Annotated in this window: 20 protein-coding genes and 1 tRNA gene; 5 read left to right on the top strand and 16 right to left on the bottom strand. The window is 66.6% G+C overall.

Annotation, left to right across the window (positions count from 1 at the left end; translation table 11 throughout):
- Positions 1-21: 21 nt before the first annotated feature.
- The 7 genes from ACFFGH_RS14690 to ACFFGH_RS14660 all read right to left on the bottom strand — a co-directional run bounded on the left by ACFFGH_RS14690 (position 22) and on the right by ACFFGH_RS14660 (position 9158).
- The gene (locus ACFFGH_RS14690; protein ID WP_386669491.1) at positions 22-1134 is read right to left on the bottom strand and encodes a HupE/UreJ family protein; all 1113 of its coding nucleotides are present in this window, start codon (positions 1132-1134) and stop codon (positions 22-24) included.
- Entirely contained in the window at positions 1131-2246 is a 1116-nt protein-coding gene (locus tag ACFFGH_RS14685) for a tetratricopeptide repeat protein (RefSeq protein WP_386669489.1), read from the bottom strand. The genes ACFFGH_RS14690 and ACFFGH_RS14685 overlap by 4 nt, the downstream gene beginning before the upstream one ends.
- Positions 2247-2400: 154 nt before the next feature.
- Positions 2401-3927: a DUF4331 domain-containing protein gene (locus ACFFGH_RS14680; RefSeq protein ID WP_386669487.1), complete on the bottom strand. Its 1527-nt coding sequence runs from the start codon at positions 3925-3927 to the stop codon at positions 2401-2403.
- Positions 3928-4277: 350 nt separating this feature from the next.
- On the bottom strand, positions 4278-5186 hold the full coding sequence (locus tag ACFFGH_RS14675; protein ID WP_386669485.1) for an aldose 1-epimerase: 909 nt from the start codon (positions 5184-5186) through the stop codon (positions 4278-4280).
- Positions 5183-6259 carry a galactokinase gene (gene galK / locus ACFFGH_RS14670; RefSeq protein WP_386669483.1) on the bottom strand — a complete coding sequence of 359 codons (1077 nt, stop codon included), beginning with the start codon at positions 6257-6259 and terminating at the stop codon, positions 5183-5185. The genes ACFFGH_RS14675 and galK overlap by 4 nt, the downstream gene beginning before the upstream one ends.
- Entirely contained in the window at positions 6256-7347 is a 1092-nt protein-coding gene (gene galT, locus ACFFGH_RS14665) for a galactose-1-phosphate uridylyltransferase (protein ID WP_386669481.1), read from the bottom strand. Before galT ends, galK begins: the two co-directional genes overlap by 4 nt.
- Complete coding sequence (locus tag ACFFGH_RS14660; protein ID WP_386669479.1) at positions 7347-9158, bottom strand: glycoside hydrolase family 2 protein; 1812 nt, start codon at positions 9156-9158, stop codon at positions 7347-7349. Before ACFFGH_RS14660 ends, galT begins: the two co-directional genes overlap by 1 nt.
- Positions 9159-9241: 83 nt before the next feature.
- Here ACFFGH_RS14660 and ACFFGH_RS14655 point away from each other — a divergent pair, with 83 nt between their 5' ends.
- The 3 genes from ACFFGH_RS14655 to ACFFGH_RS14645 are packed head-to-tail and all read left to right on the top strand — an operon-like array spanning position 9242 to position 14007.
- Positions 9242-10525 carry a glycosyltransferase gene (locus ACFFGH_RS14655; protein WP_386669478.1) on the top strand — a complete coding sequence of 428 codons (1284 nt, stop codon included), beginning with the start codon at positions 9242-9244 and terminating at the stop codon, positions 10523-10525.
- Positions 10526-10537: 12 nt separating this feature from the next.
- The gene (glf, locus tag ACFFGH_RS14650) at positions 10538-11749 is read left to right on the top strand and encodes a UDP-galactopyranose mutase (RefSeq protein ID WP_386669475.1); all 1212 of its coding nucleotides are present in this window, start codon (positions 10538-10540) and stop codon (positions 11747-11749) included.
- A gap of 20 nt (positions 11750-11769) precedes the next feature.
- Positions 11770-14007: an SDR family oxidoreductase gene (locus ACFFGH_RS14645; protein WP_386669473.1), complete on the top strand. Its 2238-nt coding sequence runs from the start codon at positions 11770-11772 to the stop codon at positions 14005-14007.
- Between the two features lie 210 nt (positions 14008-14217).
- Here the strand turns inward: ACFFGH_RS14645 and ACFFGH_RS14640 are convergent.
- From ACFFGH_RS14640 to murJ, 6 genes are all read right to left on the bottom strand, one after another.
- A tRNA-Thr gene (locus tag ACFFGH_RS14640) sits at positions 14218-14293 on the bottom strand.
- A gap of 57 nt (positions 14294-14350) precedes the next feature.
- Positions 14351-15301 (bottom strand): 4-hydroxy-3-methylbut-2-enyl diphosphate reductase, encoded by a 951-nt coding sequence (gene ispH / locus ACFFGH_RS14635; protein ID WP_386669470.1) that lies wholly within the window; start codon positions 15299-15301, stop codon positions 14351-14353.
- Between the two features lie 9 nt (positions 15302-15310).
- Positions 15311-15817, bottom strand: a complete 507-nt coding sequence (gene lspA / locus ACFFGH_RS14630; protein WP_386669468.1) for a signal peptidase II — start codon at positions 15815-15817, stop codon at positions 15311-15313.
- Between the two features lie 135 nt (positions 15818-15952).
- Entirely contained in the window at positions 15953-18757 is a 2805-nt protein-coding gene (gene ileS, locus ACFFGH_RS14625) for an isoleucine--tRNA ligase (RefSeq protein ID WP_386670236.1), read from the bottom strand.
- 93 nt (positions 18758-18850) lie between these two features.
- Complete coding sequence (locus tag ACFFGH_RS14620) at positions 18851-19801, bottom strand: bifunctional riboflavin kinase/FAD synthetase (RefSeq protein ID WP_386669465.1); 951 nt, start codon at positions 19799-19801, stop codon at positions 18851-18853.
- A 43-nt stretch (positions 19802-19844) separates the two neighbouring features.
- Positions 19845-21401 carry a murein biosynthesis integral membrane protein MurJ gene (murJ, locus tag ACFFGH_RS14615; RefSeq protein ID WP_386669463.1) on the bottom strand — a complete coding sequence of 519 codons (1557 nt, stop codon included), beginning with the start codon at positions 21399-21401 and terminating at the stop codon, positions 19845-19847.
- Between the two features lie 152 nt (positions 21402-21553).
- On the opposite strand from murJ, the gene rpsT reads away from it, so the two are divergent.
- A complete protein-coding gene (gene rpsT, locus ACFFGH_RS14610) occupies positions 21554-21826 on the top strand; it encodes a 30S ribosomal protein S20 (RefSeq protein ID WP_386669460.1) in 273 nt (90 codons plus the stop codon).
- 429 nt (positions 21827-22255) lie between these two features.
- Here the strand turns inward: rpsT and obgE are convergent, their stop codons facing one another.
- From obgE to rplU, 3 genes are all read right to left on the bottom strand, one after another.
- On the bottom strand, positions 22256-23320 hold the full coding sequence (gene obgE / locus ACFFGH_RS14605) for a GTPase ObgE (protein ID WP_386669457.1): 1065 nt from the start codon (positions 23318-23320) through the stop codon (positions 22256-22258).
- A gap of 194 nt (positions 23321-23514) precedes the next feature.
- Complete coding sequence (gene rpmA / locus ACFFGH_RS14600) at positions 23515-23775, bottom strand: 50S ribosomal protein L27 (protein ID WP_386669454.1); 261 nt, start codon at positions 23773-23775, stop codon at positions 23515-23517.
- Positions 23776-23787: 12 nt separating this feature from the next.
- On the bottom strand, positions 23788-24105 hold the full coding sequence (rplU, locus tag ACFFGH_RS14595) for a 50S ribosomal protein L21 (RefSeq protein WP_386669452.1): 318 nt from the start codon (positions 24103-24105) through the stop codon (positions 23788-23790).
- A 201-nt stretch (positions 24106-24306) separates the two neighbouring features.
- Between rplU and ACFFGH_RS14590 the strand changes: the two genes are divergently transcribed.
- Positions 24307-25068: a YidB family protein gene (locus ACFFGH_RS14590; protein ID WP_386669450.1), complete on the top strand. Its 762-nt coding sequence runs from the start codon at positions 24307-24309 to the stop codon at positions 25066-25068.
- Positions 25069-25112: the final 44 nt, after the last annotated feature.

The raw sequence follows: 25112 nt of genomic DNA, 5'->3' as shown, positions 1-25112 counted from the left end.
CGCGTTCGCGTCACAGGCGCATCAGCCTGCGAGTCGCTCCCAGAGCCAGAATGCGGCCAGCGCGGCGATCGCAAGCGACAGCAACGGCATCACCGCTTTCGCATACCAGCGCTTGTCGCGTACGGCCACGAGCACCGGCAGTGCGGCGGCCACAACCGCGATCTGCCCCAGTTCTACGCCGACGTTGAACCCGAGCAGCGCCGACAGCCGTGCGCCGTCGGGCAGCCCCAGCTCGCCAAGCGCGCCTGCGAAACCGAAGCCGTGGATCAGGCCGAATGCGAAGCCCACCAGCCACAGCCGGCGCGTGATCAGTGGGCGCACGTTGTTGAGCGCGGCGAGCACCACGCTTGCGGCGATCGCGGCTTCGACCCACTTCGATGCCGGCGTAACCCAGCCCAGCGCGGCCAGGCTCAATGTGATCGAGTGCGCCGCTGTGAATGCCGTGACGATGCCGAGCACATGCCCGACGCTGCGGCGCCAGTCGCGCACCGGCTGCCAGTCCCCGCGCTCGCGCAGCAGCGCGGCCGGCAGCAGCAGCGACAGCAGGAACGCCAGGTGGTCGTAGCCGATCAGGATGTGGTGCACGCCCTCGCGCAGGTAGTCGACCCAACCGCTGCTGCGCTCGAGGTTGACGTCGAATACCACGGGCTTGCCACGCGCGATCGCCGCGGTGGCGCGGTCACCACGACGCAGCGTGACCAGCGCACGGTGCTGCGGGTCGCGATCGCGCAGCAGGTTGTAATCCAGCTGCAGGGCACCGCCCCCCGGGCAGTGCGCTTCGAGTTGCACCGTCGCGTACGCCCCGTCGTCGTACTGGCGGGTCGCCAGGCCCGTCGGTGAAAGGTCGCAGACCTTGCCTCCGCTCGACAGCACTACCCCGCCCTGCACAAGACGCTCGATCGCCTCGCGGGCATCGAGCAGCTCGCCCCAGGTCACGCGTTCGTCGCGGTCGCGGTCCACCGGCAGCGTGAGCGCGAGGTCGCGGACGGCGACGTCGAGCTCGACGCGGACCGGGCCGTCGCCCGCGGGGGCTTCGATGTCCAGATGCGACACGGACACGTTGTGCGCGTGTGCCATGGGCACGAGTGCGAGCAGCAGCAGGCTAGCGGCGATGGATCGGAATATGCGCATCATCGCGACGCCACCTGCAGCGGCGACAGTTCCAGCCCCTGCTCGCCCGCCCATGCTTCGACCGTGCGCAGTGCCTGCGGCTGCCCGGCCGCATGTGCGGCGCGGCGCAGCAGGTCCACGTCCTCGTGGTCACGCTGCTCGGCGAAGTTGTGCTGCGCGAGCGGCAGCGCTGCGGCTGCATCGTTACGCACCACAAGCAGGTACTCGGCCTCGTCGCGCAGGTCCGGCTCTGCGCCGAGCCTGCGCGTCAGCGCGAAGCGGCGTTCTAGAGCGCTTGCAAGCCGGGCAGCATCGGGCTTGTCACTGGCATGGGCCGCGAGCGCGCGCTCCAGCAGCAGGTGATCACTGACCGGCGCGTCGGCAAGCAGCGCGTAGGCCTCGGCGGGGCGCCCGGTACTCCTCAGGTGGCGCGACATCGCGGCGAGCGTGCGTACGTCGCGCGGATCGAGCGCCAGCGCGCGGCGGAACCATGCGTCAGCCTCAGCTCCGCCGCTACGCGATGCAACTTCGGCGCGCATTACCAGGGCGTGCCGCCGCGTGTCGGCGTCGGCAGGCGCTCGGGAAAACCAATGATCGAGCAGCTTTGCTGCGCCGGCGTAATCGCCGCGGCGCAGCCCGAGTGCGGCAACACAGAGCAGCCCGGCATCCGAGTCGATGCCGATCGCAAGTGAGGTGCAGTCACGGCGCGCGCCCTTGAGATCGCCCTGCACCAGTCGGATCTGCGCGCGCGAAAGGCGCGCATCCGCATCGCGCGAGTCCAGCTCGATCGCGCGGTCGAGCAGCGCAAGCGCGCTCGCGAAGTCGTGTCGGTATTGGGCGGCGTACGCTTGGGCGCGTAGCGACGCGGGAGTGCGACGCGCCTCGGGAATCCGGGCCAGCATCGCGTCGGCGCGTGCGACCAGACGCGCATCGCCCGAGCGCGCCGCGGTCTCAAGCAACTCTTGCGCAGCGGCCGCGGAAGGGGGTTGCCCGCCCCGCGGCATCAGCGCCGCGTAGCCCTTGGGGAGCGTCTCGACCACCGCAGCGCGATCGGTCGGCACCACGGCGGGTGGGCGCTGGGCCAGCCCACACAGCGGAAACAGTAACAGCAGTAATGCGATGGACCATCGCGTCATCGCGCACGCCTCTCGTAGGAAACCCGGCGACAGGACGTCGCCGGGTCATTTCATCTACTACTTCAAACGCCAGGGCCCTTTTCAAGCCAGCCCTGTGAGTTACAACGGTAGCGGTCCGGAAAACGGGCCGCTGCCGCTGCTATCGGCGCGTTGATCAGCCGCCGGCGGGGTTGTTGTCGATGTCATCCTCATCGCGTGCCTCGTTCGGCGAACCCGGAAGCGGCGTGTTGAGGTACGGGAACTTGTCCTGGAACTGGGTTGCAGTTACGAGCGCACCGTCGGTGTACGGCAGGGTCCGGGACGGAGCCTGCTCATCGGTCAGCAATGCGCCCATCAGGACGCGCAGCTCGATGTCCACCACGTCATCGCCCGGACGACGGCCGTTCGGGAAGCCTGCGGTGTCACCTGCGATCACGCCCAGCGAATCCTGCTGGCTGGCCGGAACCGGAGCGATCGAGGTGTTGAGGCGCATCATCTCGGCCGGCACCACGGATTCGGGCTTGTTGAGGCCCGGAATACCGGTCAGGAACACGGCCACGAGGTCCGTACGCGGGAACACATTCGGGGCCTTCACCGGGAACAGCGTTTCGATCAGCTTCGGCAGGGTCGGGAACTGCACGTACTTCGCGAAGAGGCTCGCATCGCGGCGCGGGCTGACCGAGTTGAACTTGTCCTTGTCAGGCATGCCGATCACGACTTCGTTGACCAGCGGGTTGCCCAGGCGCGACACCTGCTTGTAGCTCACGCCCTTGCCCTCGTTCTTCTTCAGGCTGGCCGTCGTCCACGCACCGATGATCGGGCTGCCACTCGTGGTGAGGCAGGCGATCGGCACTTCCAGTGCAATCGTGGTGATGTTCGAGTCGTCGAGCACATTGCGCTCGCCATCACGCGGCTGCACCGGATCGTAATTGATCAGGTCGAAGATCTCGCCGACATTGACAACGAAGCTTTCCTTGCGCTGACCGACAAACACGCGCGACTCGCCCGCGCAGCCTTCGATCGCCACCGGGTAGATGTGGTTTCTCGCGTAGGTCTCGTAGTCGGGGACGATGGACTTCTGGCCAATGTTATCGATCGGCTTGTAGAAGAAGTTCTTGCCGTTCGCCAGGTTCCTGGCGAGGGTGACCTTGCCCTTGTGCACACTCGCGAATGCGTAGGACTCGACGCGGTTCTGGGTCGGCTCCGGCTCGGCGTCGCCGCCGAACTGGCCGATGTTGATGATCGGTACGGCAATGTCCTTGCCGCCCACCGGCACCGTGAGGCCGCGGTAGTTGTTCGAGAAACGGAAATGGAACGACGTATCCGAATAGGCGTCGCCGTTGCTGTCGACGTGGATGCTGTACAGCCCCTCCTCGTTCAACGGATAGTAGATCGGGCCGCCCCACGGCTCCTGGAACGGCCGGAAGTTCGCGATCAGCGTGACATAGTTTTCGCGACCCGCCTCGTAGCTGCGGAACATATAAAGGTCCGTGTTATCCACGGTCGGCATTTCGCTGATCTTCGGAGCTTCACGATGGCTCGAACCGATTGCGGCGCCGCCGATTACAAGACCGGCAAGCGCAACGGCTATGGCAGTGCGTTTCATGGGTAATACTCCTTGTTTTTTCGAATGCGGGGGCATCCGGTGGGGGAACAGACCCAGAGGAAAAACAAGCACAACCGCTTCGATAAAAGCGGTCACCTGGCGCCCGTTCAACAAGAAGCTACGTGCTAAGCCGTTGCGCGGATGCGATGAAAGACGCGACCGTAACGAATATTTCGTCATTATTTTCGCGATCAGGACTTTGATCTCGAGCGCAACGCGTGTTTTGCGGCCGATTTAGCGAAACCTTTCGAAGCTTGAGATTCCAGTTTGTAGGAATTTTTCTGAGTTCGGCGCCATGACCGGCGCAAGCATTCGATGGCGCTCACCACCACAAGCGTGGTTCGTGTGCTTCAACGTTGATGATGGACGTGCCCTCAAGACGTACTTGCAACCAAGACCGTGCCGGCGCGACGAGCACGCTTCAGCTAAAGCCCGGTGCCGGCCCATCACTCCGGCATGTCATCAACACGAATGCGGAAAACCGCTTCGAAGCGCTCACCAGGCGCAAGCACGCGCAGGCCTTCACCACTGATCAGCGCATTGGCGGGCGCCGTCATCGGCTCGAGCGAAATATGGTCGTGGCTTGAGGGCGCGTAGATCTGCGCATATGGAAAGCCACGGAGGAAGTCGACGCTGACGCGGCGGCCATTGCCAGCGATCGACATCGTGGCCGGCTCGGATTCGAATGCGAACCCGTGGTCGAACTCCAAATCACCCAGCGGGCCGTCATGGCCGGCAAACGGCTTGCGATCGCCAACCGGCAGCAGACGCTCGTCGAGCACGATCACCTGCATCTGCGGTAGCACGAGGTGCCAGTCGCGGCGCGACAGGCCGGGCACGGCGATGTATGGATGGAAGCCGAAGCTCACCGGGACCGAGTCTTTACCGGACGCGATGACCGCCGTGGTGACCGTCAGCCCCTGCCCGTCCAGCGAGGCCGTGATCTCGACCTGATGCTCGTACGGAAACACCTCGAGCAGTTCCGGGCGGTTCCAGTCCAAGCGACTGGCGAGGCTTGTTTCGCTGGCGTCGAGTTGCTGCCACGTCAGTCGCGCCCACGGCACGCCGTGGATGATGATGTCGTTCCAGTCACGCTGGAGCAGCGGCGATTCCGGATCGAGATCGACCTTGCGACCGGCTGCGCGATATTCCGAACCGCTCAACCGGTTGGCCCATGGATGGTTCAACGGTATGCCGATCGACTTGCCGGTCGTGGTCGCGGCTTCGAACTCGTCGACGAGCCTGAGGATCTCCTCGCCCCGGTGCGTCAGCGAAACACCGAGCATTCCGCGCTCGGGCAGGAACGTCGCGGCAAAGTCGCCCGCCGACATGGTGTGCGCACGTTCGTCGATCATTCCGCCTCCTGCGCCGGTACGAGCACGCGCCCGTTCTGCCCGGCCTGTCCATAGCGCTCCACTACTTCGCGTCCGACGCGCTCGGCCTCGCCGTCACGGCACAGCGCCACGCAGGCGCCACCGAATCCGGCGCCGGTAAGCCGCGCCCCGTGAACCGCCGGGTGCTGCTGCAGCAGGTCCACCAGCATGTCGAGCGGCGGCACCGAGACCTCGTAGTCATCACGCAGGCTCGCGTGCGAGGCATTCATGAGGCGGCCGAACTCCTCGGCCTCGATTCCTTCAATTGCCCGCAGCACGCGCGCGTTTTCGCTCACCACGTGCCGGGTCCGTTGGCGCAGCGGCTCGGGCAGGGACTCGACCGCTGCCACGTCCTCGACGTCGCGCAGCGATGCAACGCCGAGCTGCTGCGCGGCACGCTCGCATTCGTCCCTGCGCTGGTTGTACGCGCTGGCGGCCAGCGAGCGGCTCAGGCCCGAGTCGACGACGAGCAGCTCGGTTGCAGGCGGCATCGACAGCACGCGCCGCTCCAGGCTGCGCGTGTCGAGAAACAGCATGTGACGCTGATCGGCGAGGCTGGACGCCATCTGGTCCATGATTCCGCAGTTGACGCCCGCGTAATCGATTTCGGCCCGCTGCGCGAGCTGGGCGATGCGCACGTCGTCAATCGACAGGCCGAGCAGCTCACGCAGCGCGCGCAGCATCGCGACCTCGAGCGCGGCGCTGGACGACAGCCCGACGCCCATCGGCACTTTCGAGTCCACATGGATGTCGAGCCCCGGCACGTCCGCGCCCTGCTCTGCCACGCCGCGGATGCAGCCGTAGAGATAGGACGCGAAATGCTCGGACGGACCCTGGTCCAGCGTGAAGCGCGCCTCGCAGTCCAGCGTTTCCGCGCGGACGACGAAGGTATCCGTGCCGTTGGGCCGGATTGCCACCGTCGTGCGCTGTGGAATCGCGGTGGGCAGCACGAAGCCGTCGTTGTAGTCGGTGTGCTCGCCGAGCAGGTTCACCCGGCCCGGGGCATCGGCGGTCACTGCCGGGGCTGCGCCAAACAGCGCTTCGAATTGGCTCATGGGGTATCGATGTCCACGTCGATCTGCTGCAGTTCGCGCGCCTTGTCCTCAGGCAGCGCGTCCATCGCGAACCAGCCGGCCGCGAGCTCGGTGCCCGCGAGGTACTTCAGTCGCTCGCGCGTGCGGTACGGCGGATAGAACTCGGCGTGCAGGTGCGATTCGGGGTGCGGCTGGCCGTCCGTGGGTGCCTGGTACCACGCCATCAGATACGGGAAGGGCCGATCCCAGAGGCGGTCGTACTTCATCAGCACGGTCTTCAACGCACGCGCGAGGTCAGCGCGTTGCGCATCGGTCAGGTTGCAGAATGTCGCCACCGGCTCGATCGGCCCGACCCACACCTCGTACGGGTAGCGCGCGCAGGCCGGCACGAACGCCACTGCATGCTCGCCGGTGTAGAGCATGCGCTCGCCGGATTCCATTTCCTTGCGGATGTGGTCCTGCAGCACGCCGCGGCCATGCTTGCGGTGGTACTCGGTCGCCACCTGCTGCATGCGTGCAGGCACCGGCGGCACTTCGGGATACGCATAGAGCTGGCCATGTGGATGGTGCAACGTGACGCCCACCTCGGCGCCGCGGTTCTCGAACGGCAGCACGTAACGGATTCTGTCGTTCTCGGCCAGGCGCGCCGTGCGGTCGGCCCAGACCCGCAGCAGCAACTCGATATGCGCGAGCGAGAGTGCACCGAGCGAAGATTCGCGGTCCTGGGTGAACACCACGACCTCGCACTTGCCGATGCCGGGTGCGGTGTCGACGGCCAGCGCCGGCGCCTCGCCCTCGGCGAGGCTCAGCGACGGAAAGCGGTTGTCGAACACCGCGACGTCCCAGTTGCCGACCGGCAGCTCGGTCGGATTGGCCGGATCGGTCGTGACCGCAAGCGGGTTGTATTCCGGCGGCGGCAGGAACGTGCGGTTCTGCCGGTACGCCGCGTACGTCACCCACTCGTCCCGCAGCGGGTTGCGCCGCAGATGCGGCGTGTGGCCTAGCGGGTCGAGGAACGGGCTGGGCGCCGGCCCGATGCCCTCCAGCGCCTGCAGCGCGTACAACGTCAGTGCACGGCCGTCCGGCTTGGTGAGCTCGAGCCGATCCATCAGGCAGCCCCCGGGATATACATGCGCGACGCCGAAACGCAGCGCGAGATCTCCTCGAGCGGAATCTTCGGCACGCGATCTGCGGTGAGCAGGCCGTTCGCCTCCTGGAAAGTGTCCGCGAACTGCGTGTAGCAGTAGCCGCTGAACAATGCGGTATGCGTGACGACCTCGATCAGGATCTGGAACTTCGTCAGGAACTCTTCTTCGGCCTCGGCCGTCGAGTAGCCCCAGACCTCAGGCACGCCCTCCTGGGGGATCTTCTCGTACGCGATGCCACCGAACTCGGTCAGCACGATCGGCTGGCCGCGGTGCGGGTAGCCATCGAGCGTGAGGATGCGGCCGCCCGGACGACGCCGATCGAATAGCTGCTGCGGGCTGACCTCGGGCCCGTAGCGCTGGCGCAGGTGATCGGAGTCGGCGTCGTAGTCGTGGATGCCGATGACGTCGGTCGCACTGCTTTCCCAGCCGTCGTTGCCGATCACCGGGCGGGTCGGGTCCAGCGTCTTCGTCAGGTGGTACAACGCGGCCACGGCATGCTGCTGGGCGCCGATGTTGGGCAACTCGGGCACGCCCCAGGACTCGTTGAACGGCACCCACATGATCACGCAGGGGTGGCTGTAGTCGCGCTCGATCACCTCGCTCCACTCCTTGATCAATCGCTTGATCGCGGTGCGGGTGAAGCGGTAGGCGGACGGCATCTCTTCCCAGACCAGCAGGCCCAGCTTGTCCGCCCAGTACAGATAGCGCGGGTTTTCGATCTTCTGGTGCTTGCGCACGCCATTGAAGCCCATGGCCTTGGCCAGCTCGACATCGCGCCGCAGCGCGTCGTCGTCGGGGGCCGCCAGCATCGTGTCCGGCCAGTAGCCCTGGTCGAGCACCATCTTGAGCACGTACGGCCGGCCGTTGAGCATCACGCGGTCGCGCAGCACGCTGATCGACCGCAGCGCCGTGTACGACTTGAACTCGTCGATCACCTCGTTGCCGCGCAACAGCCGCACCGTGGCGTCCAGAAGCTGCGGCCGTTCCGGGCTCCAGAGCAGCTCGTTGCGGTAATCGTCGATGCCGGGGTCGGACAGGATGATGCGCCGGTCCGCCTCGGAGTCGATGACCCGGTAGCGATCGTGCGCCAGCACCCGGTCCCGATGACTGATCACCACCTCGACCGACAGGTCATCCGCGGGATCGCCGACCACGCGGGCCTCGAACGTCAGCGCGAAACCCTCGACGTGCGGCGTCCAGCGGATCTTCTGCAGATACGTGCACGAGACACGTTCCAGCCAGACGGTCTGCCAGATGCCGGACGTGCGCGGGTACCAGATCGAATGCGGCTCGAGCTGCCAGTCCTGCTTGCCGCGTGGCTTGGTCAGGTCATGCGGGTCGTCCTCGACGAACACCGTCACCACCTGCGGGCCGTCCGGGTTCAGCGCATGCGTGATGTCGGCCGTGAACGGCGTGTGACCGCCCTCGTGGCTCACCACATAGGTGCCGTTGACCCAGACCTTGGCGCGGTAATCCACGGCACCGAAGTGGAGCAGGATGCGTCCACCGGCCGGATCAGCTTCGAATTCACGTTGATACCAGAAGCCCTGGTGGAATCCGCGATCGCCGATTCCGCTGGCTTCGGACTCGACCGGGAACGGCACGTTGATCTGCAACGGCCAGTCATCGATCTCGCGCGGGTGCGAAAACTCCTTCTCGTCGTCGAAGCGGAACTGCCAGGCTCCGTCGAGCGAAACCCAGTGGGCGCGTTGCATCAGCGGGCGCGGATAGGCGCCCGTGGGCGTGTGTGCGGCGGGCACATTACTCGTCATACGGTCGGCTCATATGGTCGGCTTCACACGGAAAAGAAGGCATTCACTCAAGACTTAGGTTTAACCAACCCAGCGAGAGCACCATGTCAAAGGAAACGGATGAGCTGACCGCCACTGAGGTCACGTCTTCGGCCTCGTCCTCCACGAATTTCGATCCTACGGTGGTGGATGGCACGTCAGTCATCCGTAACCAGACGCGCAATCGCACATCGAGCGGTCGCTCCGACTTCCCGATCATCGTTCACTGCCACCTGCGCTGGGACTTCGTGTGGCAGCGCCCGCAGCAGATCTTCTCGCGCCTGGCCGACAACCATCGGATCCTGTTCATCGAGGATCCGGAGATCGCCGACGGCGAGCCGCACCTGGCAATCGACGAAGTGCAGCCGAACATCGTGCGCCTGATCCCGAAGGTGCCGCAGGCGCTCGCGATCAACGCCGACAAGGATGCAGAGATCTTCCTGCCGCTGATCCGCAAGGCGCTGCGCGAGCACCCGCTGTTGGCCGGCCACTTTGACGATCCGGTGCAGTGGTTCTACTCGCCGATGAGTGCCCCGGGCTATCTGGGCCAGTTCGGCGGCCACGGCCTGGTCTACGACTGCATGGACGAACTGGCGAGCTTCCGCTTCGCCCCGCCGGACATCGCCGACCGGGAGCGCTTCGTGATGTCGAAGGCCGACGTGGTCTTTACGGGCGGCTTCCAGCTGTTCGAATCGAAGTCCAAGCACCACAGCAACGTGCACTTCTACGGTTGCGGCGTGGACGTCGAGCATTACGGCAAGGCCCGCCTCGAGGAAACCGAGGTTCCGGCCTCCGTCGCCTCGCTGCCGAAGCCGGTGTTCGGCTACTTCGGCGTCATCGACGAGCGACTGGACTATGAATTGGTCGCCGCGCTCGCCGATCGCTTCCCCGAAGCCTCGGTGGTGATGGCCGGCCCGTTCGCAAAGGTCGACCGCGCCGAGCTGCCGGACCGCCCGAACATCCACTGGCTGGGCCAGCAGAAGTACAGCGACCTGCCGGCGCTCGTGAAGGGGTTCGACGTCTGCCTGATGCCGTTCGCGCTCAACGAGGCGACGAAGTACATCAACCCGACCAAGACGCTCGAGTACATGGCCGGCGGCAAGCCGGTCGTCTCGACCGCGATCGCCGATGTCGTGCGCAACTTCACCCCGATCGTGCAGGTTGCGCGCTCGCCGGAGGAGTTCGTCGACGCCGTCGAACGTGCGTGGCGCTCGCCTGACGCTGGCCTCATTGCCGAAGGCATCGAGCGCGCGTCGGCGGCGACGTGGGACGCGACCGTCGCCTCCATGCGCCGCAACATCCAGGAAGCCGTGTTCGACACCGCTCCCGCCTCCGCTATCGCGCACTGACAGGAAGACCCGATGAAGACTGATGTATTGATCGTAGGCGCCGGTTTCTCCGGGTCCGTCGTGGCCCGCCAGTTGGCCGAGCGCGGCTACGACGTGCTCGTGATCGACAAGCGCGACCACATCGGCGGCAACGCCTATGACCGCACGGATGCGCACGGCGTACTGATCCACCCGTACGGCCCGCATATTTTCCACACCAATGGTGCCCGCATCGCCGAGTACCTGTCGCAGTTCACCGAGTGGCGCGACTACGAGCACCGTGTGCTCGCGAAGGTCGGCGAGAAGCTGGTGCCGATCCCGATCAACATCGACACCGTCAACGAGCTCTACGGCCTCGACCTCAACGAGGACACGATCCAGGCGTTCTACGACTCCGTCCGCGAGCCGCGCGAGAACATCCGCACCAGCGAGGACGTGGTCGTCAACGCCGTCGGCCAGGACCTCTACGAGAAATTCTTCCGCGGCTACACCCGCAAGCAGTGGGGCCTGGATCCGTCGCAGCTGGCGTCTTCGGTGGCCGCGCGCATCCCCACGCGCACGAACCGCGACGATCGCTACTTCACCGACACCTTCCAGAAGATGCCGGCCGAGGGCTACACGAAGATGTTCGAGCGCATGCTCGACCATCCGAACATCCGTGTCGAAACCGGCGTCGATTTCTTCGAGATGCGCGAGAAGGTGCAGTCCGACCACATCGTCTACACCGGTCCGGTCGATGCGTTCTACGCGTACTGCTATGGCCGCCTGCCCTACCGCTCGCTGCGGTTTGAGCACCAGCATCTGCCGGACACGGAGCAGTACCAGTCGGTCGGCACGGTGAACTTCCCAAACGACTACGACTTCACCCGCGTCACCGAGTTCAAGCACCTCACCGGCCAGAAGCACTCCGGCACGTCGCTGGTGCGCGAGTTCCCGCAGGCCGAAGGCGACCCGTACTACCCGGTGCCGCGCCCCGAAAACGAAGTGCTGTTCAAGCGGTACGAAGCACTCGCCCAGCAGGAAAAGGGCGTCACCTTCGTCGGCCGTCTTGCGCAGTACCGCTACTACAACATGGACCAGTGTGTCGGCGCCGCGCTCAAGGCCTCGGAGTACGTGCTCGAGAAGCTCGGCGACAGCGACAGCGACAGCGATGCCGAAGCAGCGCCCGCCGACCTGGTCGCAGTGCGGTCGGGCAGCAGCGCCTCGCAGGCGGCCTCGGCCCCACTGATCAGCTCCAAGCGCTAACCCGGGAGTACCAGCACGCTATGACGGGCCCGAACGAAAACCTGGAACTGTGGGGCGGTGTGGAGTGCACGATCAGCCGGGTGGGTGATCAGTACACCTACCAGCTCGCGCGGAGTGCGCATATCAACCGGGTCGACGACATCGACCGCTTCGCGGAACTGGGAATTCGTGCGATCCGGTATCCGGTGCTGTGGGAACAGATCGCGCCGGACGGTCCGGAGTCCGCGGACTGGTCGTGGCCCGACGAGCGGCTTGGCCGCCTGCGCGAGCTCGGCGTCGAGCCGATCGTCGGGCTCGTCCACCACGGCAGCGGCCCGATCCACACCAGCCTGGTTGACCCGGAGTTTCCGCAGAAGCTGGCGAGCTATGCCGGCGCCGTGGCGGCCCGCTACCCGTGGGTGGAGCACTACACGCCGGTCAATGAGCCGCTGACGACCGCGCGCTTCAGCGGCCTGTACGGCGTGTGGTACCCGCACGGCCGCGACGAGCGCACGTTCAAGGACGCGCTGTTCAACGAGTGCCGTGGCACCGTTCTGGCGATGCGCGCGATCCGCGAGGTCAACCCGAACGCGAAGCTGGTCCAGACCGACGATCTCGGCAAGATCTACAGCACTCCGCTGCTCGCCTACCAGGCCAAGCTCAGCAATGAACTGCGCTGGCTCGGCTGGGACCTCATCTGCGGACGGGTCGACGAGGCCCATCCGCTGTGGTCGTGGCTGATCAGGAAGTGCGGCGCGACGGCGGAGGAAATCCTCTGGTTCCGGGACAACCCGTGCCCGCCGGACATCATCGGCGTCAATTACTACGTCACCAGCGAGCGCTTCCTCGACGAGAACCTCGAGAACTATCCGCTGCCCTACCGCGGCGGCAACCGGCGGCACCGCTATGCCGACATCCACGCGGCGCTGGCGCTCGCCGAGCCTACGGGCGGCATCGGCCCACTGCTGCTGGAAGCATGGCAGCGGTACGGCCTGCCGATCGCGATCACCGAAGCCCACATCGATGCAAAGCGCGAGGACCAGCTGCGCTGGCTCGCCGAGATCTGGGCCGGTGCCGAGCAGGCGCGCGCCCAAGGTGCGGACATCCGGGCGGTGACGGTGTGGGGCCTGCTGGGTCTGTACGACTGGAACTGCCTGCTGACCGAATGCCGTGATTACTACGAATCGGGCGCGTTCGACGTGCGGGGTGGCGTGCCCCGCCCCACCGCGGTCGCCGGGTTGATGAAGCAACTCGCCCGCGGCTCGTTGCCGGACGATCCAGTGCTGTCGGGCTCGGGCTGGTGGTTGCGTCCGGAGCGCTTCGAGGTCCAGCAGCCGGTGTCGCTGCCCCAGCTGACATTCCCGCCGCGGCCGCGAATCGGGGGCAACACCGCACCGATCCTGATCACAGGCGCAACCGGCACGCTGGGGCGCGCATTCGCGCGCATCTGCACCCAGCGCGAGCTCAACTTCCGCCTGCTCTCGCGTGCTGACATGGACATCGCCGATGCCGACTCGGTGGAGCGCGCGTTCGAGAAATACCAGCCGTGGGCCGTCATCAACACGGCCGGCTACGTCCGTGTCGACGAGGCCGAGAAGGACGCCGAGCGCTGCTTCCGCGAGAACACCCACGGCCCGGCGACCCTGGCCGCGGTCTGCGCCCGGCACGGCGTCGGTCTGGTCACGTTCTCGACGGACCTCGTGTTCAACGGCGAACAGGGCGCGCCTTATGTCGAGACCGACACGATCGAGCCGCTGAACGTCTACGGTGAAAGCAAGGCCCGGGCCGAAAAACTCGTGCTGGACCGTCACCCCGACGCGCTTGTGATCCGCACCAGCTCGTTCTTCGGGCCCTGGGACGAGCACAACTTCATCTCGGTCGCCCTCCGTGCCCTTCGCGAGCAACAGCCGTTCGTGGCCTCGCAGGACCTCACGATTTCGCCGACCTATGTGCCCGACCTCGTCGACCATTGCCTCGATCTGTTGATCGATCGCGAAGCCGGCATCTGGCACCTGACGAATGGCGACGCGATCACGTGGGCCGACCTCGCAATGCGTGCGGCGCAACTCGCCGAGGTCGACCCGAGCGGCATCCAGATCTGCCACGACCACCGTCGCCGCCTGCTTGCACGTCGTCCGCGTTTCAGCGCGATGAGCAGCCATCGGGCGTTCGGCATGCCATCGCTCGATGACGCACTGGGCCGGTATTTCACGCACGTGGCATCCCTGATGCCGGAAGCCGCGAACGCGCCGCCGGCGCCAAGCGCCCGGGCGGCCTGACGAAACGCGGGCCGGGGCCTTCGGCCCGGGCCGCACAATTCGCTGAAAGGGGTGTGCGCGTGGCCTTCTGCCGATGGGCGGCAGGTTGCGGCTCAGCAGCGTGATCTGCCGAGCCTGTTGGCTGCCCATCCGCCGCGATGCCCAAGTGCGAACCCGGACGGCCAGCCAGAAAGACAAAAGCCCACGACGTTTCCGTCGCGGGCTTTTGATTGGTGCCGGAAATAGGAATCGAACCTACGACCTACGCATTACGAATGCGCCGCTCTACCGACTGAGCTATTCCGGCGTAACACATTGCGGTGGACCGCAAGGCCGGCCATTGTAGGGGCCGTTCCCAAAAGGGTCAATCAACCAGCTGCAAGCGAAGCTCGCGCGGAAGCGCGAACACCATGTTCTCCGGCTCGCCTTCCAGCTCACCCACTTGAGTCGCGCCAAGTTCGCGCAGCCGGTCGATCACTCCGCGCACCAGCACCTCCGGCGCCGACGCGCCCGCCGTTACGCCGACCCGGACGCGCCCGGCCACCCAAGCGGGATTGATCTCGTCGGCGCCATCGATCAGGTATGCCTCCACGCCGTCGCGCTCGGCCAGCTCGCGCAGGCGGTTCGAGTTCGAGCTGTTGATCGAGCCGACCACCAGCACCAGATCGCAGCGCGAAGCCAGTTCTCGCACCGCGTCCTGACGGTTCTGCGTGGCGTAGCAGATGTCGTCGTTCTTTGGCCCCTGGATCGCGGGGTACTTCTCGCGCAAGGCGGCAATGACGATGCGCGTGTCGTCGACCGACAGCGTCGTCTGCGTGGTGTACGCGAGGTTCTCGGGCTGGGCGACCTCGAGCTCGACCACGTCGTCGGTGTCTTCGACCAGATAGATGCGCCCTTCCCCGCATTCGCGCTGCCACTGGCCCATCGTGCCTTCGACCTCGGGATGCCCCTCGTGACCGATCAGCACCACGTCGCGGCCGGCGCGGCAGTGACGCGCGACCTCGAGGTGCACCTTCGTCACCAGCGGACAGGTCGCGTCGAAGACCTTGAGCCTACGACGGTCGGCTTCAGCGCGTACGGCCTGCGAGACGCCGTGCGCACTGAAGATCACGGTCGCGTCGTCGGGCACCTCGTCGAGCTCCTCCACGAAGATCGCACCGCGTTGCTTGAGGTCGTCGACCACGAAGCGGTTGTGCACGACTTCGTGGCGCACGTAGATCGGCGCGCCGAGCGTTTCGATCGCGCGCTTGACGATCTCGATCGCGCGATCGACACCGGCACAGAAGCCGCGGGGGTTGGCAAGCAGGACGTCCATCGGGCGATTCTACCCCTCCGCGCGCGCCGGGCCTTTCTGCCCGCCAAACAGCCCGAGCACCGCGATGCCGATCGCGCCACCGACGATCGCCATGTCGGCGATGTTGAACGCCGGCCAGTACCAGTCGCGCCAGTGCCACTGGATGAAGTCCACCACGTGGCCGTGGACGACGCGGTCGATCACGTTGCCGATCGCACCGCCGATCACCAGCGCGTACGGCAGCGCTACGCGCCAGTCGTTGCGGGGCGTGCGCGACAGCCACCAGGCGAGCAGCCCGCTGATGATCGCCGCCAGGATCACGAAGAAGTACTTCTGCCAGCCGCCCGCCTCGCTGAGAAAGCTGAACGCGGCGCCGGTGTTGTAGGTGCGGTACCAGTTCCAGATGCCCTCGATCACCGGGATTGCGGTGTACTCGGGCAGCGAAGTGAGCACCCACGCCTTGGTGAGCTGGTCGAGGATGATGACGACGGCCGAGACCAGCAGCCAGATCAGTGCGTTGGGTTTGGGATGGGTCATGTGCATGTGCCTGCAAAGTCGGCCGTAGCCGGAGGCCCGAAGCAGCGGGCCAAAAGGTCGCATTGATCAGGGCGCCGGAACAGGGCGCCTGTATCGCTTGCGCTGACGGAATTCAGCGCTTCGGAGTGACGCCGGTCAGAACCAGCGTCGGTCCTCGCCCGCACCGTCGACGTTCTCGACGCAGCGCGCGCAGAGCGCCGGATGGTTCGGCGCCAGCCCGATGCTCGACTGGTAGTGCCAGCAGCGGGCGCACTTGGCCTTTCCGGTCGGCGACGCGGAAACCGCGATCGTCTGCGGCGTCGTATCGGGCTGAACCGTGACGTCTCCACTGATGAACAGGAAACGCAGTTCGTCTGCGAACGACGCGAGCCAGTCCTGGTCGGCAGCGGACGCACGGAGTGCGATCTCGGCCTCGAGCGCGGCGCCGATCTCGCCCGCCGCGCGCATCGGCTCGAGCACGCGGCTGACCTGCTCGCGCAGGCCGAGCAGCCGGTCGAAGTCGGCGGCCGACAGCGCGGCATCAGCCGGAAGCGCGGCAAGCCCGTCATACCAGGTCGCGAACAGCACATTGCCCGCGCGCTCGCCTTCGGCGGGCGCCGGGAGGTGCTGCCACATCTCGTCGGCGGTGAAGCTCAGCACCGGTGCGATCCAGCGCACGAACGCTTCGGCGATGCGGTACATCGCGCTCTGCGCCGAACGGCGCCCGCGCGAATCTTCGCGCATGGTGTAGAGCCGGTCCTTGGTGATGTCCAGGTACACCGAGCCCAGGTCGACGCTGCAGAAGTTCGACAGCGCCTGCACGATCTCGGCGAAGTCATAGCGCTCGTACGCGGCGGTGATGCGCTGTTGCAGCTCGTGCGCGCGATGCACGATCCAGCGGTCGAGCGCGACCATGTCCTCGAGCGGACGCAGGTCGCGCGCCGGCTCGAAGCCGTGCAGGTTGCCGAGCAGGAAGCGCGCGGTGTTGCGGATGCGGCGGTACGCATCGCCGCTGCGCTTGAGGATCTCGTCGGAGACCGACATCTCGTTGCGGTAATCGGTCGAGGCGATCCACAGGCGCAGCACATCGGCACCCATCTGGTCGATGACCTTCTGCGGCTCGACCACGTTGCCGATCGACTTCGACATCTTCTTGCCCTGCGCATCGACCGTGAAGCCGTGCGTCAGCACCTGCCGGTACGGCGCGACGCCGTCCATCGCGACGCCGGTCAGCAGCGAGGACTGGAACCAGCCGCGGTGCTGGTCGGAGCCTTCGAGGTACAGGTCGGCCGGCTTGTGCAGCCCGTCGTCCGGCCGCTGCGCAAGCACGCATTCGTGGGTGACGCCCGAATCGAACCAGACATCGAGGATGTCGGTGACCTTGTCGTAATCGCCGGCCTCGTCGCCAAGCAGTTCGCTCGCGTCGAGCTCGTACCACGCGTCGACGCCGGCCTGCTCCACGCGCCTGGCGACCTCGCGCATCAGCTCGGCCGAGCGCGGATGCGGCTCGAAGGTGTGCCGGTGGACGAACAGCGCGATCGGCACGCCCCAGGTGCGCTGGCGGCTGATGCACCAGTCCGGACGGCCTTCGACCATGCCGGCGATGCGCGCCTCGCCCCACTCCGGGAACCAGCCGACCTGCCGGATCGCGTTGAGCGCATCGCGACGCAGCCCGGCCTGCTCCATCGAGATGAACCACTGCGGCGTCGCCCGGAATGCCACCGGCGTCTTGTGGCGCCAGCAGTGCGGGTAGCTGTGCTCGAGCGGCGAGGCTGCGAGCAGCAGGCCGAGGCCGCGCACGGCTTCGACGAGCACATCGTTCGCCTTCCAGATGTGCAGGCCGGCGATCTCGGCACCGTTCGCATCGGGCGTGCCCGGCAGGTAGCGACCGCGCGAATCGACCGGGTTCATCTGTGCGGCGCTGTAGCGCTCGATCAGACCGTACTGCTGGCTGACCGCGAAGTCTTCCTGGCCATGGCCGGGCGCGGTGTGCACGGCGCCAGTGCCCTCTTCCGCCGAGACGTGCTCGCCGAGCAGCAGCGGGATGTCGCGCTCGTAGAAAGGATGCGCAAGCACCAGGTTCTCCATCGCCGCGCCCGCGGCGGTGCCGAGCACGCGCACGTCCTCGACGCCGTAGCGCGCGAGTGTCCGTTCCACCAGCGCGCTCGCGAGTACCAGCAGGCGCCGGCCGTTCGGGCCGGCCAGCCCTTCGACCAGCGAGTACTCGAGGTCGGCTCCAATCGAAACCGCGAGGCTTGCCGGCAGCGTCCACGGCGTCGTCGTCCAGATCGGCACGGCGACTTCGGTGCCCGATTCAATGTCGACACCGAACGCCTGCGCCAGCGCCTGCGGATCACGCGCGTGATACGCGACGTCGACCGCCGGCGACTTCTTGTCGGCGTATTCGATCTCGGCCTCGGCCAGCGCCGAGCCGCAATCGAAACACCAGTGCACCGGCTTCGCGCCGCGCACGATGTGGCCGCGCTCGACGATCTTCGCGAGCGAGCGCAGCATGTCGGCTTCGAAGCGGAAATCCATCGTGCGGTAGGGGTTGTCCCAGTCCGCAAGACCGCCGAGGCGCTTGAAATCGCGGCGCTGCAGTTCGATCTGCTCGGCTGCGTACTCGCGGCACTTCTGGCGGAACGCGGCTGCGTCGAGCTTGTCGCCGACCTTGCCGTGCTTTTTCTCGACCGCGACTTCGATCGGCAGGCCGTGGCAGTCCCAGCCCGGCACGTACGGTGCGTCGAAGCCGGCGAGCAGCTTGGACTTCACCACGATGTCCTTGAGCACCTTGTTGACCGCATGGCCGATGTGGATCGTGCCGTTCGCGTACGGCGGGCCGTCGTGCAGCACGAACGATTTCTCGCGCTTGCCAACCTGTTCGCGGACGCGCGCGTACAGCCCTTCGCTTTCCCAGCGCGCGAGCGTCTGCGGCTCGCGCTTGGGCAGGTCGCCACGCATCGGGAAGTCCGTCGCCGGCAGGTGCAGCGTCGCCTTGTACGGATTGTCTTTGGAATCGGTGCCGGACTTGTTGGAATCGTTCACAGCGAGGTCTCAGCCGAACGCGCGGCGTTGATCGTGCATGAGAAGGGCGCGCGCCTGGTCGGCATCGCGGTGCATTTGTGCGGTGAGTGTTTCGAGGTCGGGAAAGCGGGCCTCGTCGCGCAGCTTGGCAACAAACTCCACTTCGATCCGCCGTCCGTAAAGATCGCCGTCGAAGTCGAAGATGTGGGCCTCGAGCAGCGGCTCAACCCCATCCACGGTCGGGCGCGTGCCCAGGCTCACCACGGCCGGCAATGGCCGCTCGGCGATGCCACGCACCCGGCACGCGAAGATGCCCGACAGTGCAGGTGCGCGGCCGGCAAACCGCAGGTTCGCGGTCGGGTAGCCGAGCGTGCGGCCGAGCTGCTGCCCCCGCACGACGCGCCCGGCAATCGCATACGGGCGCCCGAGCATGCGGGCCGCCGCATCGAAGTTGGAGTCGCGCAGCGCCGCACGGATCGCCGTGCTGGATATGCGCTCACCGTCCAGCTGCACAGGCTCGATCGCCCCGGCCGTGAAACCGCGCGACTGCCCGAGCACCTGCAGCGTTGCCAGATCGCCACCGCGGCGGTGGCCGAACACGAAGTCGGGGCCAACCCAGACCTCACGCGCTCGAAGCCGGTCGACCAGCGCCGCGTCGACGAACTGCTCGGCGGTGAGCTGACTCAGCCCGTGGTGGAACCGAAGCAGCCCGACCTGGTCGACGCCGAGGTCGAACAGACCGCACGCTTTGGCTCGTGCGAGCGACAGCCGTGCCGGTGGCTCGCCCCGTGCGAAGAATTCGCGAGGCAGCGGCTCGAAGCTCAGCGCGATGGCGGGCAGGTCGAGCAGGCGCGCACGCGAAACCGTGTGGCGCACCAGCGCCTGGTGCCCGAGGTGCAGGCCATCGAATGCGCCGATGCAGACCACACTGCCGTGCGGGCACCGCGGCCCGCCCTCGACGTCTCGAAACAGCCTGCTCATCCGCGGAAGTATAGCCGCGTGCCCGGTCCCGTCCGTCCGGCGCTCAATGGCGAAGGTGACGCGGCCGCAGTCCGAGTGCGAGCAGCACCGCGCCGTAGGCGCCCGCACCAGCGGCGATGATCAGCAGCACCCAGGCCACGCGCCACAGGTCGGGCAGCGTCATCCACGGTCCTTGGGTGGTCCTGACCCAGCACTCGAACGGGATCACGACGGCCGCCATCGCCGCAAGGCCCGCCGCGATGCGCGTCAGCCACGGCGTCCAGCCCGGCTCGGGGCGGTAGATGCCGTCGCGTCGCAGGTAGCGCCAGAGCAGCGCGGCGTTGACCACGCCGGCCAGCGCGGTGGCCGCAGCGATGCCGACGTGGGCGGCACGGACGTCGAGGTAGTCGAGCGGAAGCACGAACGCGACCGTCAGCGCGACATTGACGGCCACCGTGATTACCGCGGCGCGCATCGGCTTGCGCGTGTCCTGACGCGCGTAGAAAGCCGGCAGCAGCACCTTGCTAAGCATGAATGTGGGAATGCCCAGGCTCATCGCGGTGAGCGCATAACCGACCATGCGAGTGTCCTCCGCGGTGAACTCACCACGACCGAACAGCGCCGCGGTCAGTGGCACCGCCAGCAGCGCGAGGCCTAGCGCAGCGGGCAGCCCGAGCAGCAGCACCACGCGCAGGCCCCAGTCCAGCGAGCGCGAGTAGCCTGCCTCGTCGGCGCCTGCGAAGTGGCGCGACAACTGCGGCAGGATCACCGTGCCGACCGCAACGCCGAACAGGCCCAGCGGCAGTTCGGTGAGTCGGTCCGAGTAGTACAGCCACGCCTGCGCCTCGACCACCAGCATCGACGCGAACATCGTGCCGACGAGCAGGTTCACCTGCGCCACCGAGGACGAGAAGATCGTCGGCAGCATCAGGGTGCGTACGCGCCGCACGCCCTCGTGGCCGAAGTTGAAGCGAAAGCGCGGCCGCACACCGAGCCGGGCGAGCGTCGGCCACAGCACCAGCATCTGCAGCACGCCCGCGGCCAGCACACCCCAGGCCAGCGCCTTCTCGGGCATGTCGAGAAAGCGCGGCAGCACCAGCATCGCGGCGATGATCGCGATGTTGTGCAGCACCGGGGTCAGCGCCGGCACGCCGAAATGGCGGAACGTGTTGAGCACGCCACCGGCGAGCGCCGTCATCGAGATGAAGACGAGGTACGGGAACGTGATCCGCAGCATGTCCGCCGTGATCGCGACGATGCCGTCGTCCCCGGCGTCGGCGAACAGCAGGAACAACCGCGCGATCCACGGTGCCAGCAGCATGCCAAGCGCGGTGACGACGATGACCGCCGCCAGCAGCGCCCCGGCGACGTGGTCGAGCACATCGCGCAGCGCCTCGTCGTCGCCCTTCTGCTTGAGCTCGGAGAGCACCGGCACGAACGCCGACGAGAACGAGCCCTCGGCGAAGATGCGCCGCAGGTAGTTCGGGATGCGGTAGGCCACCACGAACGCGCTCACCGCCGCGCTGGTGCCGAATACATAGGCCTGCAGCGAGTCCCGTGCGTAGCCCGCGATGCGCGAGAGGAACGTCATTGCGCTGAACACGACGGTCGAGCGCAGCATTCCGGCCGCTCTCCTGCGGCCCGGCCCCTGTTTCATGAACACTTCCCTATTTGCTTGGAGTTGACGCAAGCCATTGAGCTAGCCATACTTTTGGGTCTGATTTTCCGCACCCGCATTCCTTACCAGTTTCAACCAATTTTCAGGAACCCACCGTGGCAAACATCAAGTCCGCCAAGAAGCGCGCCAAGCAGGCAGTCGTGCGCAACGCCCGTAACGCCAGTCAGCGTTCGATGCTGCGCACCGCCGTCAAGAAGGTGCTGAAGGCGATCAACGAAAATGACGCCGCCGGTGCCCAGGCCGCTTTCGCGACCGCGCAGCCGATCCTCGATCGCTTCAGCTCGCGTGGCCTGATCCACAAGAACAAGGCTGCACGTCACAAGAGCCGCCTGAACGCCCGCATCCGCGCGCTTCAGACCGCCGCCTGATCCAGGCTGGCAGACGCTCGAAGAAACCCGGCCCCGGCCGGGTTTTTTTGTGGCCGGGCTCAGGCCGACAGTGAATTCGGGGCGCCACGACGCGCTAGACAGATCCAAGGTCGCGGCATACGCGCTGCCGGCGTCACGGTTTCGGGATCGGCCATAGGACGCCACCGGGGGCATTGCGAGCCGCAGGCAACGAGGCGGGCATCCACCCGACCCGCCCGCCTGTACCCGACGTGTATAACGCGCACGCCCCGCAGTGCTCTCAAGGCTTGGCGCATGGCGCCGCCAGCTCCGCGGGGACGACAGCAACACCCTGCCTGTAGCGACAGTGGTAGCGGCGCGGCGCCCGCTCGCACTCGTCCACATACGGGCGGCGCAATACGGCGCCCCAGACACGACTGCCTGCATGGCCTTGCGTCTACCCGTCGCGACTCAGACGCCGTCGCCGGCCGCATTCGCCTCGTCGAGCGCATCCTGACGCTGGCGATCGAAGAACGCCATGACGTCGAGCATGATCGGCCAGGTGCCCTCGCGCCCGATGGCCGACACGAGATACCAGCGATCACTCCAGCCGAGCTCCTCGATGACGGCGCGCGCCGCGTCCTGTTGCTCCTCTTCGAGCAACAGATCGGCCTTGTTGAGCACGAGCCAACGCGGCTTCTTCAGCAACTCCGGGTCGTGCTTTTCGAGCTCGCGTTCGATCGCGCGCACCTGCTCGGCCGGCGTCACGCCTTCCACGCCACCTTCCATCGGGGCGATATCGACGAGGTGCAGCAGCAGCCGGGTGCGCTGGAGGTGGCGCAGGAACTGCGCACCCAGACCTGCGCCGTCGGCCGCGCCCTCGATCAGGCCCGGAATATCGGCAATCACGAAGCTGCGGTGCGCCTCGACACTGACGACGCCGAGGTTCGGGTAGAGCGTGGTGAACGGATAATCGGCGACCTTCGGCGTCGCTGCCGATACCGCGCGGATCAGCGTGCTCTTGCCGGCATTCGGGAAGCCCAGCAGGCCGACGTCGGCGAGCAGCTTCAACTCGAGGCGCAGCTCGCGCTCCTCGCCTGGCAGACCCGGCAAGGCCTTGCGCGGCGAGCGGTTAGTCGAGCTCTTGAAGTGCATGTTGCCGAGGCCGCCCTTGCCGCCGCGCGCGACGAGCAGGCGCTCGCCGTGGCGCGTCAGGTCGCCGATCACTTCGTCGGTCTCGACGTTCATGACGACCGTGCCGACCGGCACCGTGATCGTCAGGTCCTCGCCCGCCTTGCCGTACATCTGTCGGCCCATGCCGTTCTCGCCGCGCTGTGCGCGGAACTGCTTCTGGTGGCGGAAATCGACCAGCGTGTTGAGGTTTTCATCGGCCTGCAGCCAGACGCTGCCACCGTCACCGCCATCGCCGCCGTCCGGCCCGCCCAGCGGAATGAACTTCTCGCGACGGAAACCGACGCAGCCGTTGCCGCCGTTGCCTGCAATGACCTGGATTTCGGCTTCGTCGACGAGTTTCATGGAATTCCGGCTGGTGGTGGATCGGTGGTCGCGAAGCCGGGCCGGCTTTGCGGATTGCTTGCGCAGTTTAACGATGAACAGTGCAGCGGCCGTGGACAGGCCGGCTCCGCTTTGTGCATGAGCGGCAGGCATTCGGGCACCACAAACGAAAAGCCCCGCCGAAGCGGGGCTTCCCGATACAACGGCGTGCGCGCTTATTCGGCGGCGACGACGCTGACGGTGCGGCGCTTGTTGGCGCCCTTGGTCGAGAACTCGACCTTGCCGTCGACCAGCGCGAACAGCGTGTGGTCGCGGCCGAGGCCGACGCCCGAGCCCGGATGGAACTGGGTGCCGCGCTGACGCACGATGATGTTACCGGCTTCGATCGCCTGGCCACCGTAGATCTTCACGCCGAGGTACTTCGGGTTGGAGTCGCGGCCGTTGCGGGTGGAACCTACGCCCTTTTTATGTGCCATGACGGCTGCTCCTTACTTCGCGCCACCGGCGATGCCGGTGATCTGGATTTCGGTGTAGTGCTGACGGTGACCCATCTGCTTGCGGTGGTGCTTGCGGCGACGGAACTTGACGATCTTCACCTTGTCGGCGCGGCCGTGGCCGACGACCGTTGCGCGGACCGTAGCGCCGTTGACGTCGTTGCCCACCTTCACGCCGTCGCTGCCGCCAAGCATGAGAACGTTGTCGAACGTGACTTCGCTGCCGGCTTCGACGTCGAGCAGTTCGACGCGGAGCTTCTCGCCTTCCATCACGCGGTATTGCTTACCGCCGGTGACCAGTACTGCGTACATGACCAGACTTCCTCTGTAGTTATTGTGGTCCTGTCGCCCAGCGGGCAAACAGACGCGGGATTTTAGGCGACCCGGTCCTTGCGGGCAAGTCGGCTGTTCGCGACACACGTCACGGCGCTCGAGCCGGGTTTCCACCGCGTTGACGTCGGCAGTGCTCTAGTCGGGACAGCCAGATGCTTGGCGCCGCCATGGAGACCGACCATGTTCGACCGCATCCTCGAGCACACCCGCCTGCTGGGACTGGACGAGCCGCATGCCCGACGCCTGCTCGGCATGCTGGTTGCGCAGGTGTTCAACCCCGACCGCGGCGGCGCGGCCGGCTTCGTCCAGGCGTTTCGCGACCAGGGCTTGGGCGATGCCGTCGACTCGTGGCTCGGCGCGGGCTCTAATCATCCGCTGGACGGCGAACGCCTCGAGCGTGTGCTCGGAACCGAGACAATCGCGCGGATGGCGGACCGCCTCGGAATGCCAACCGCGAACGTGCGCGCCGCGGCCGCCGCGATGCTTCCCGACGTCATCCATGAACTGAGCGAGCACGGCGACCTGCCCGATAGCGTCGCCGCGATCCCCGACCGCTTCCACGGCTGGTTCGGCGGCACTCAGGAGCATCTGCGCAACGACCTCGGCCACATCGGCGCGGCCGCGCTCGAAGCCGGCGCGGTCGCGCTCGGCGGCAGCGTCGGTGTGGTCGGCGATGCGCACATGGCGGCAGCAGCGAAAGTCATCGACGACGCCAGTCCGGCCGCAGCCCCTGAACCGCTTCCGCCCCCGGTCGATCCGCCCCAGGGCTCCACACCGACTCCAACGCGCGCGGGTCCAGCCCGGCCGATGGCCATCTGGCTGCTGCTGATCGTCGTGCTGCTGGTCGGCTTCGCCATCTTCCGCGGCTGCAGCCGGACTGCCGAGCCCGGGACCACCCTCGGCATGCAGTCAGCCCCGGAGACGCACGATCTCACCGGGTGAGCCAATGCTCGTGAAGGGTTCCGTTCGCGTGGTTTGCCCCCATA

The organism is Lysobacter korlensis, from assembly GCF_042434515.1.
This window is presented reverse-complemented; position numbering and strand designations above follow the sequence as displayed.

Coding starts and splice junctions, on each gene's coding strand:
- ACFFGH_RS14690 (WP_386669491.1), bottom strand. CDS start 1,134: ATGATGCGCATATTCCGATCCATCGCCGCTAGCCTGCTGCTGCTCGCA.
- ACFFGH_RS14685 (WP_386669489.1), bottom strand. CDS start 2,246: ATGACGCGATGGTCCATCGCATTACTGCTGTTACTGTTTCCGCTGTGT.
- ACFFGH_RS14675 (WP_386669485.1), bottom strand. CDS start 5,186: ATGATCGACGAACGTGCGCACACCATGTCGGCGGGCGACTTTGCCGCG.
- galK (WP_386669483.1), bottom strand. CDS start 6,259: ATGAGCCAATTCGAAGCGCTGTTTGGCGCAGCCCCGGCAGTGACCGCC.
- galT (WP_386669481.1), bottom strand. CDS start 7,347: ATGGATCGGCTCGAGCTCACCAAGCCGGACGGCCGTGCACTGACGTTG.
- ACFFGH_RS14660 (WP_386669479.1), bottom strand. CDS start 9,158: ATGACGAGTAATGTGCCCGCCGCACACACGCCCACGGGCGCCTATCCG.
- ACFFGH_RS14655 (WP_386669478.1), top strand. CDS start 9,242: ATGTCAAAGGAAACGGATGAGCTGACCGCCACTGAGGTCACGTCTTCG.
- glf (WP_386669475.1), top strand. CDS start 10,538: ATGAAGACTGATGTATTGATCGTAGGCGCCGGTTTCTCCGGGTCCGTC.
- ACFFGH_RS14645 (WP_386669473.1), top strand. CDS start 11,770: ATGACGGGCCCGAACGAAAACCTGGAACTGTGGGGCGGTGTGGAGTGC.
- ispH (WP_386669470.1), bottom strand. CDS start 15,301: ATGGACGTCCTGCTTGCCAACCCCCGCGGCTTCTGTGCCGGTGTCGAT.
- lspA (WP_386669468.1), bottom strand. CDS start 15,817: ATGACCCATCCCAAACCCAACGCACTGATCTGGCTGCTGGTCTCGGCC.
- ileS (WP_386670236.1), bottom strand. CDS start 18,757: ATGCGTGGCGACCTGCCCAAGCGCGAGCCGCAGACGCTCGCGCGCTGG.
- ACFFGH_RS14620 (WP_386669465.1), bottom strand. CDS start 19,801: ATGAGCAGGCTGTTTCGAGACGTCGAGGGCGGGCCGCGGTGCCCGCAC.
- murJ (WP_386669463.1), bottom strand. CDS start 21,401: ATGCTGCGCTCGACCGTCGTGTTCAGCGCAATGACGTTCCTCTCGCGC.
- obgE (WP_386669457.1), bottom strand. CDS start 23,320: ATGAAACTCGTCGACGAAGCCGAAATCCAGGTCATTGCAGGCAACGGC.
- rpmA (WP_386669454.1), bottom strand. CDS start 23,775: ATGGCACATAAAAAGGGCGTAGGTTCCACCCGCAACGGCCGCGACTCC.
- rplU (WP_386669452.1), bottom strand. CDS start 24,105: ATGTACGCAGTACTGGTCACCGGCGGTAAGCAATACCGCGTGATGGAA.
- ACFFGH_RS14590 (WP_386669450.1), top strand. CDS start 24,307: ATGTTCGACCGCATCCTCGAGCACACCCGCCTGCTGGGACTGGACGAG.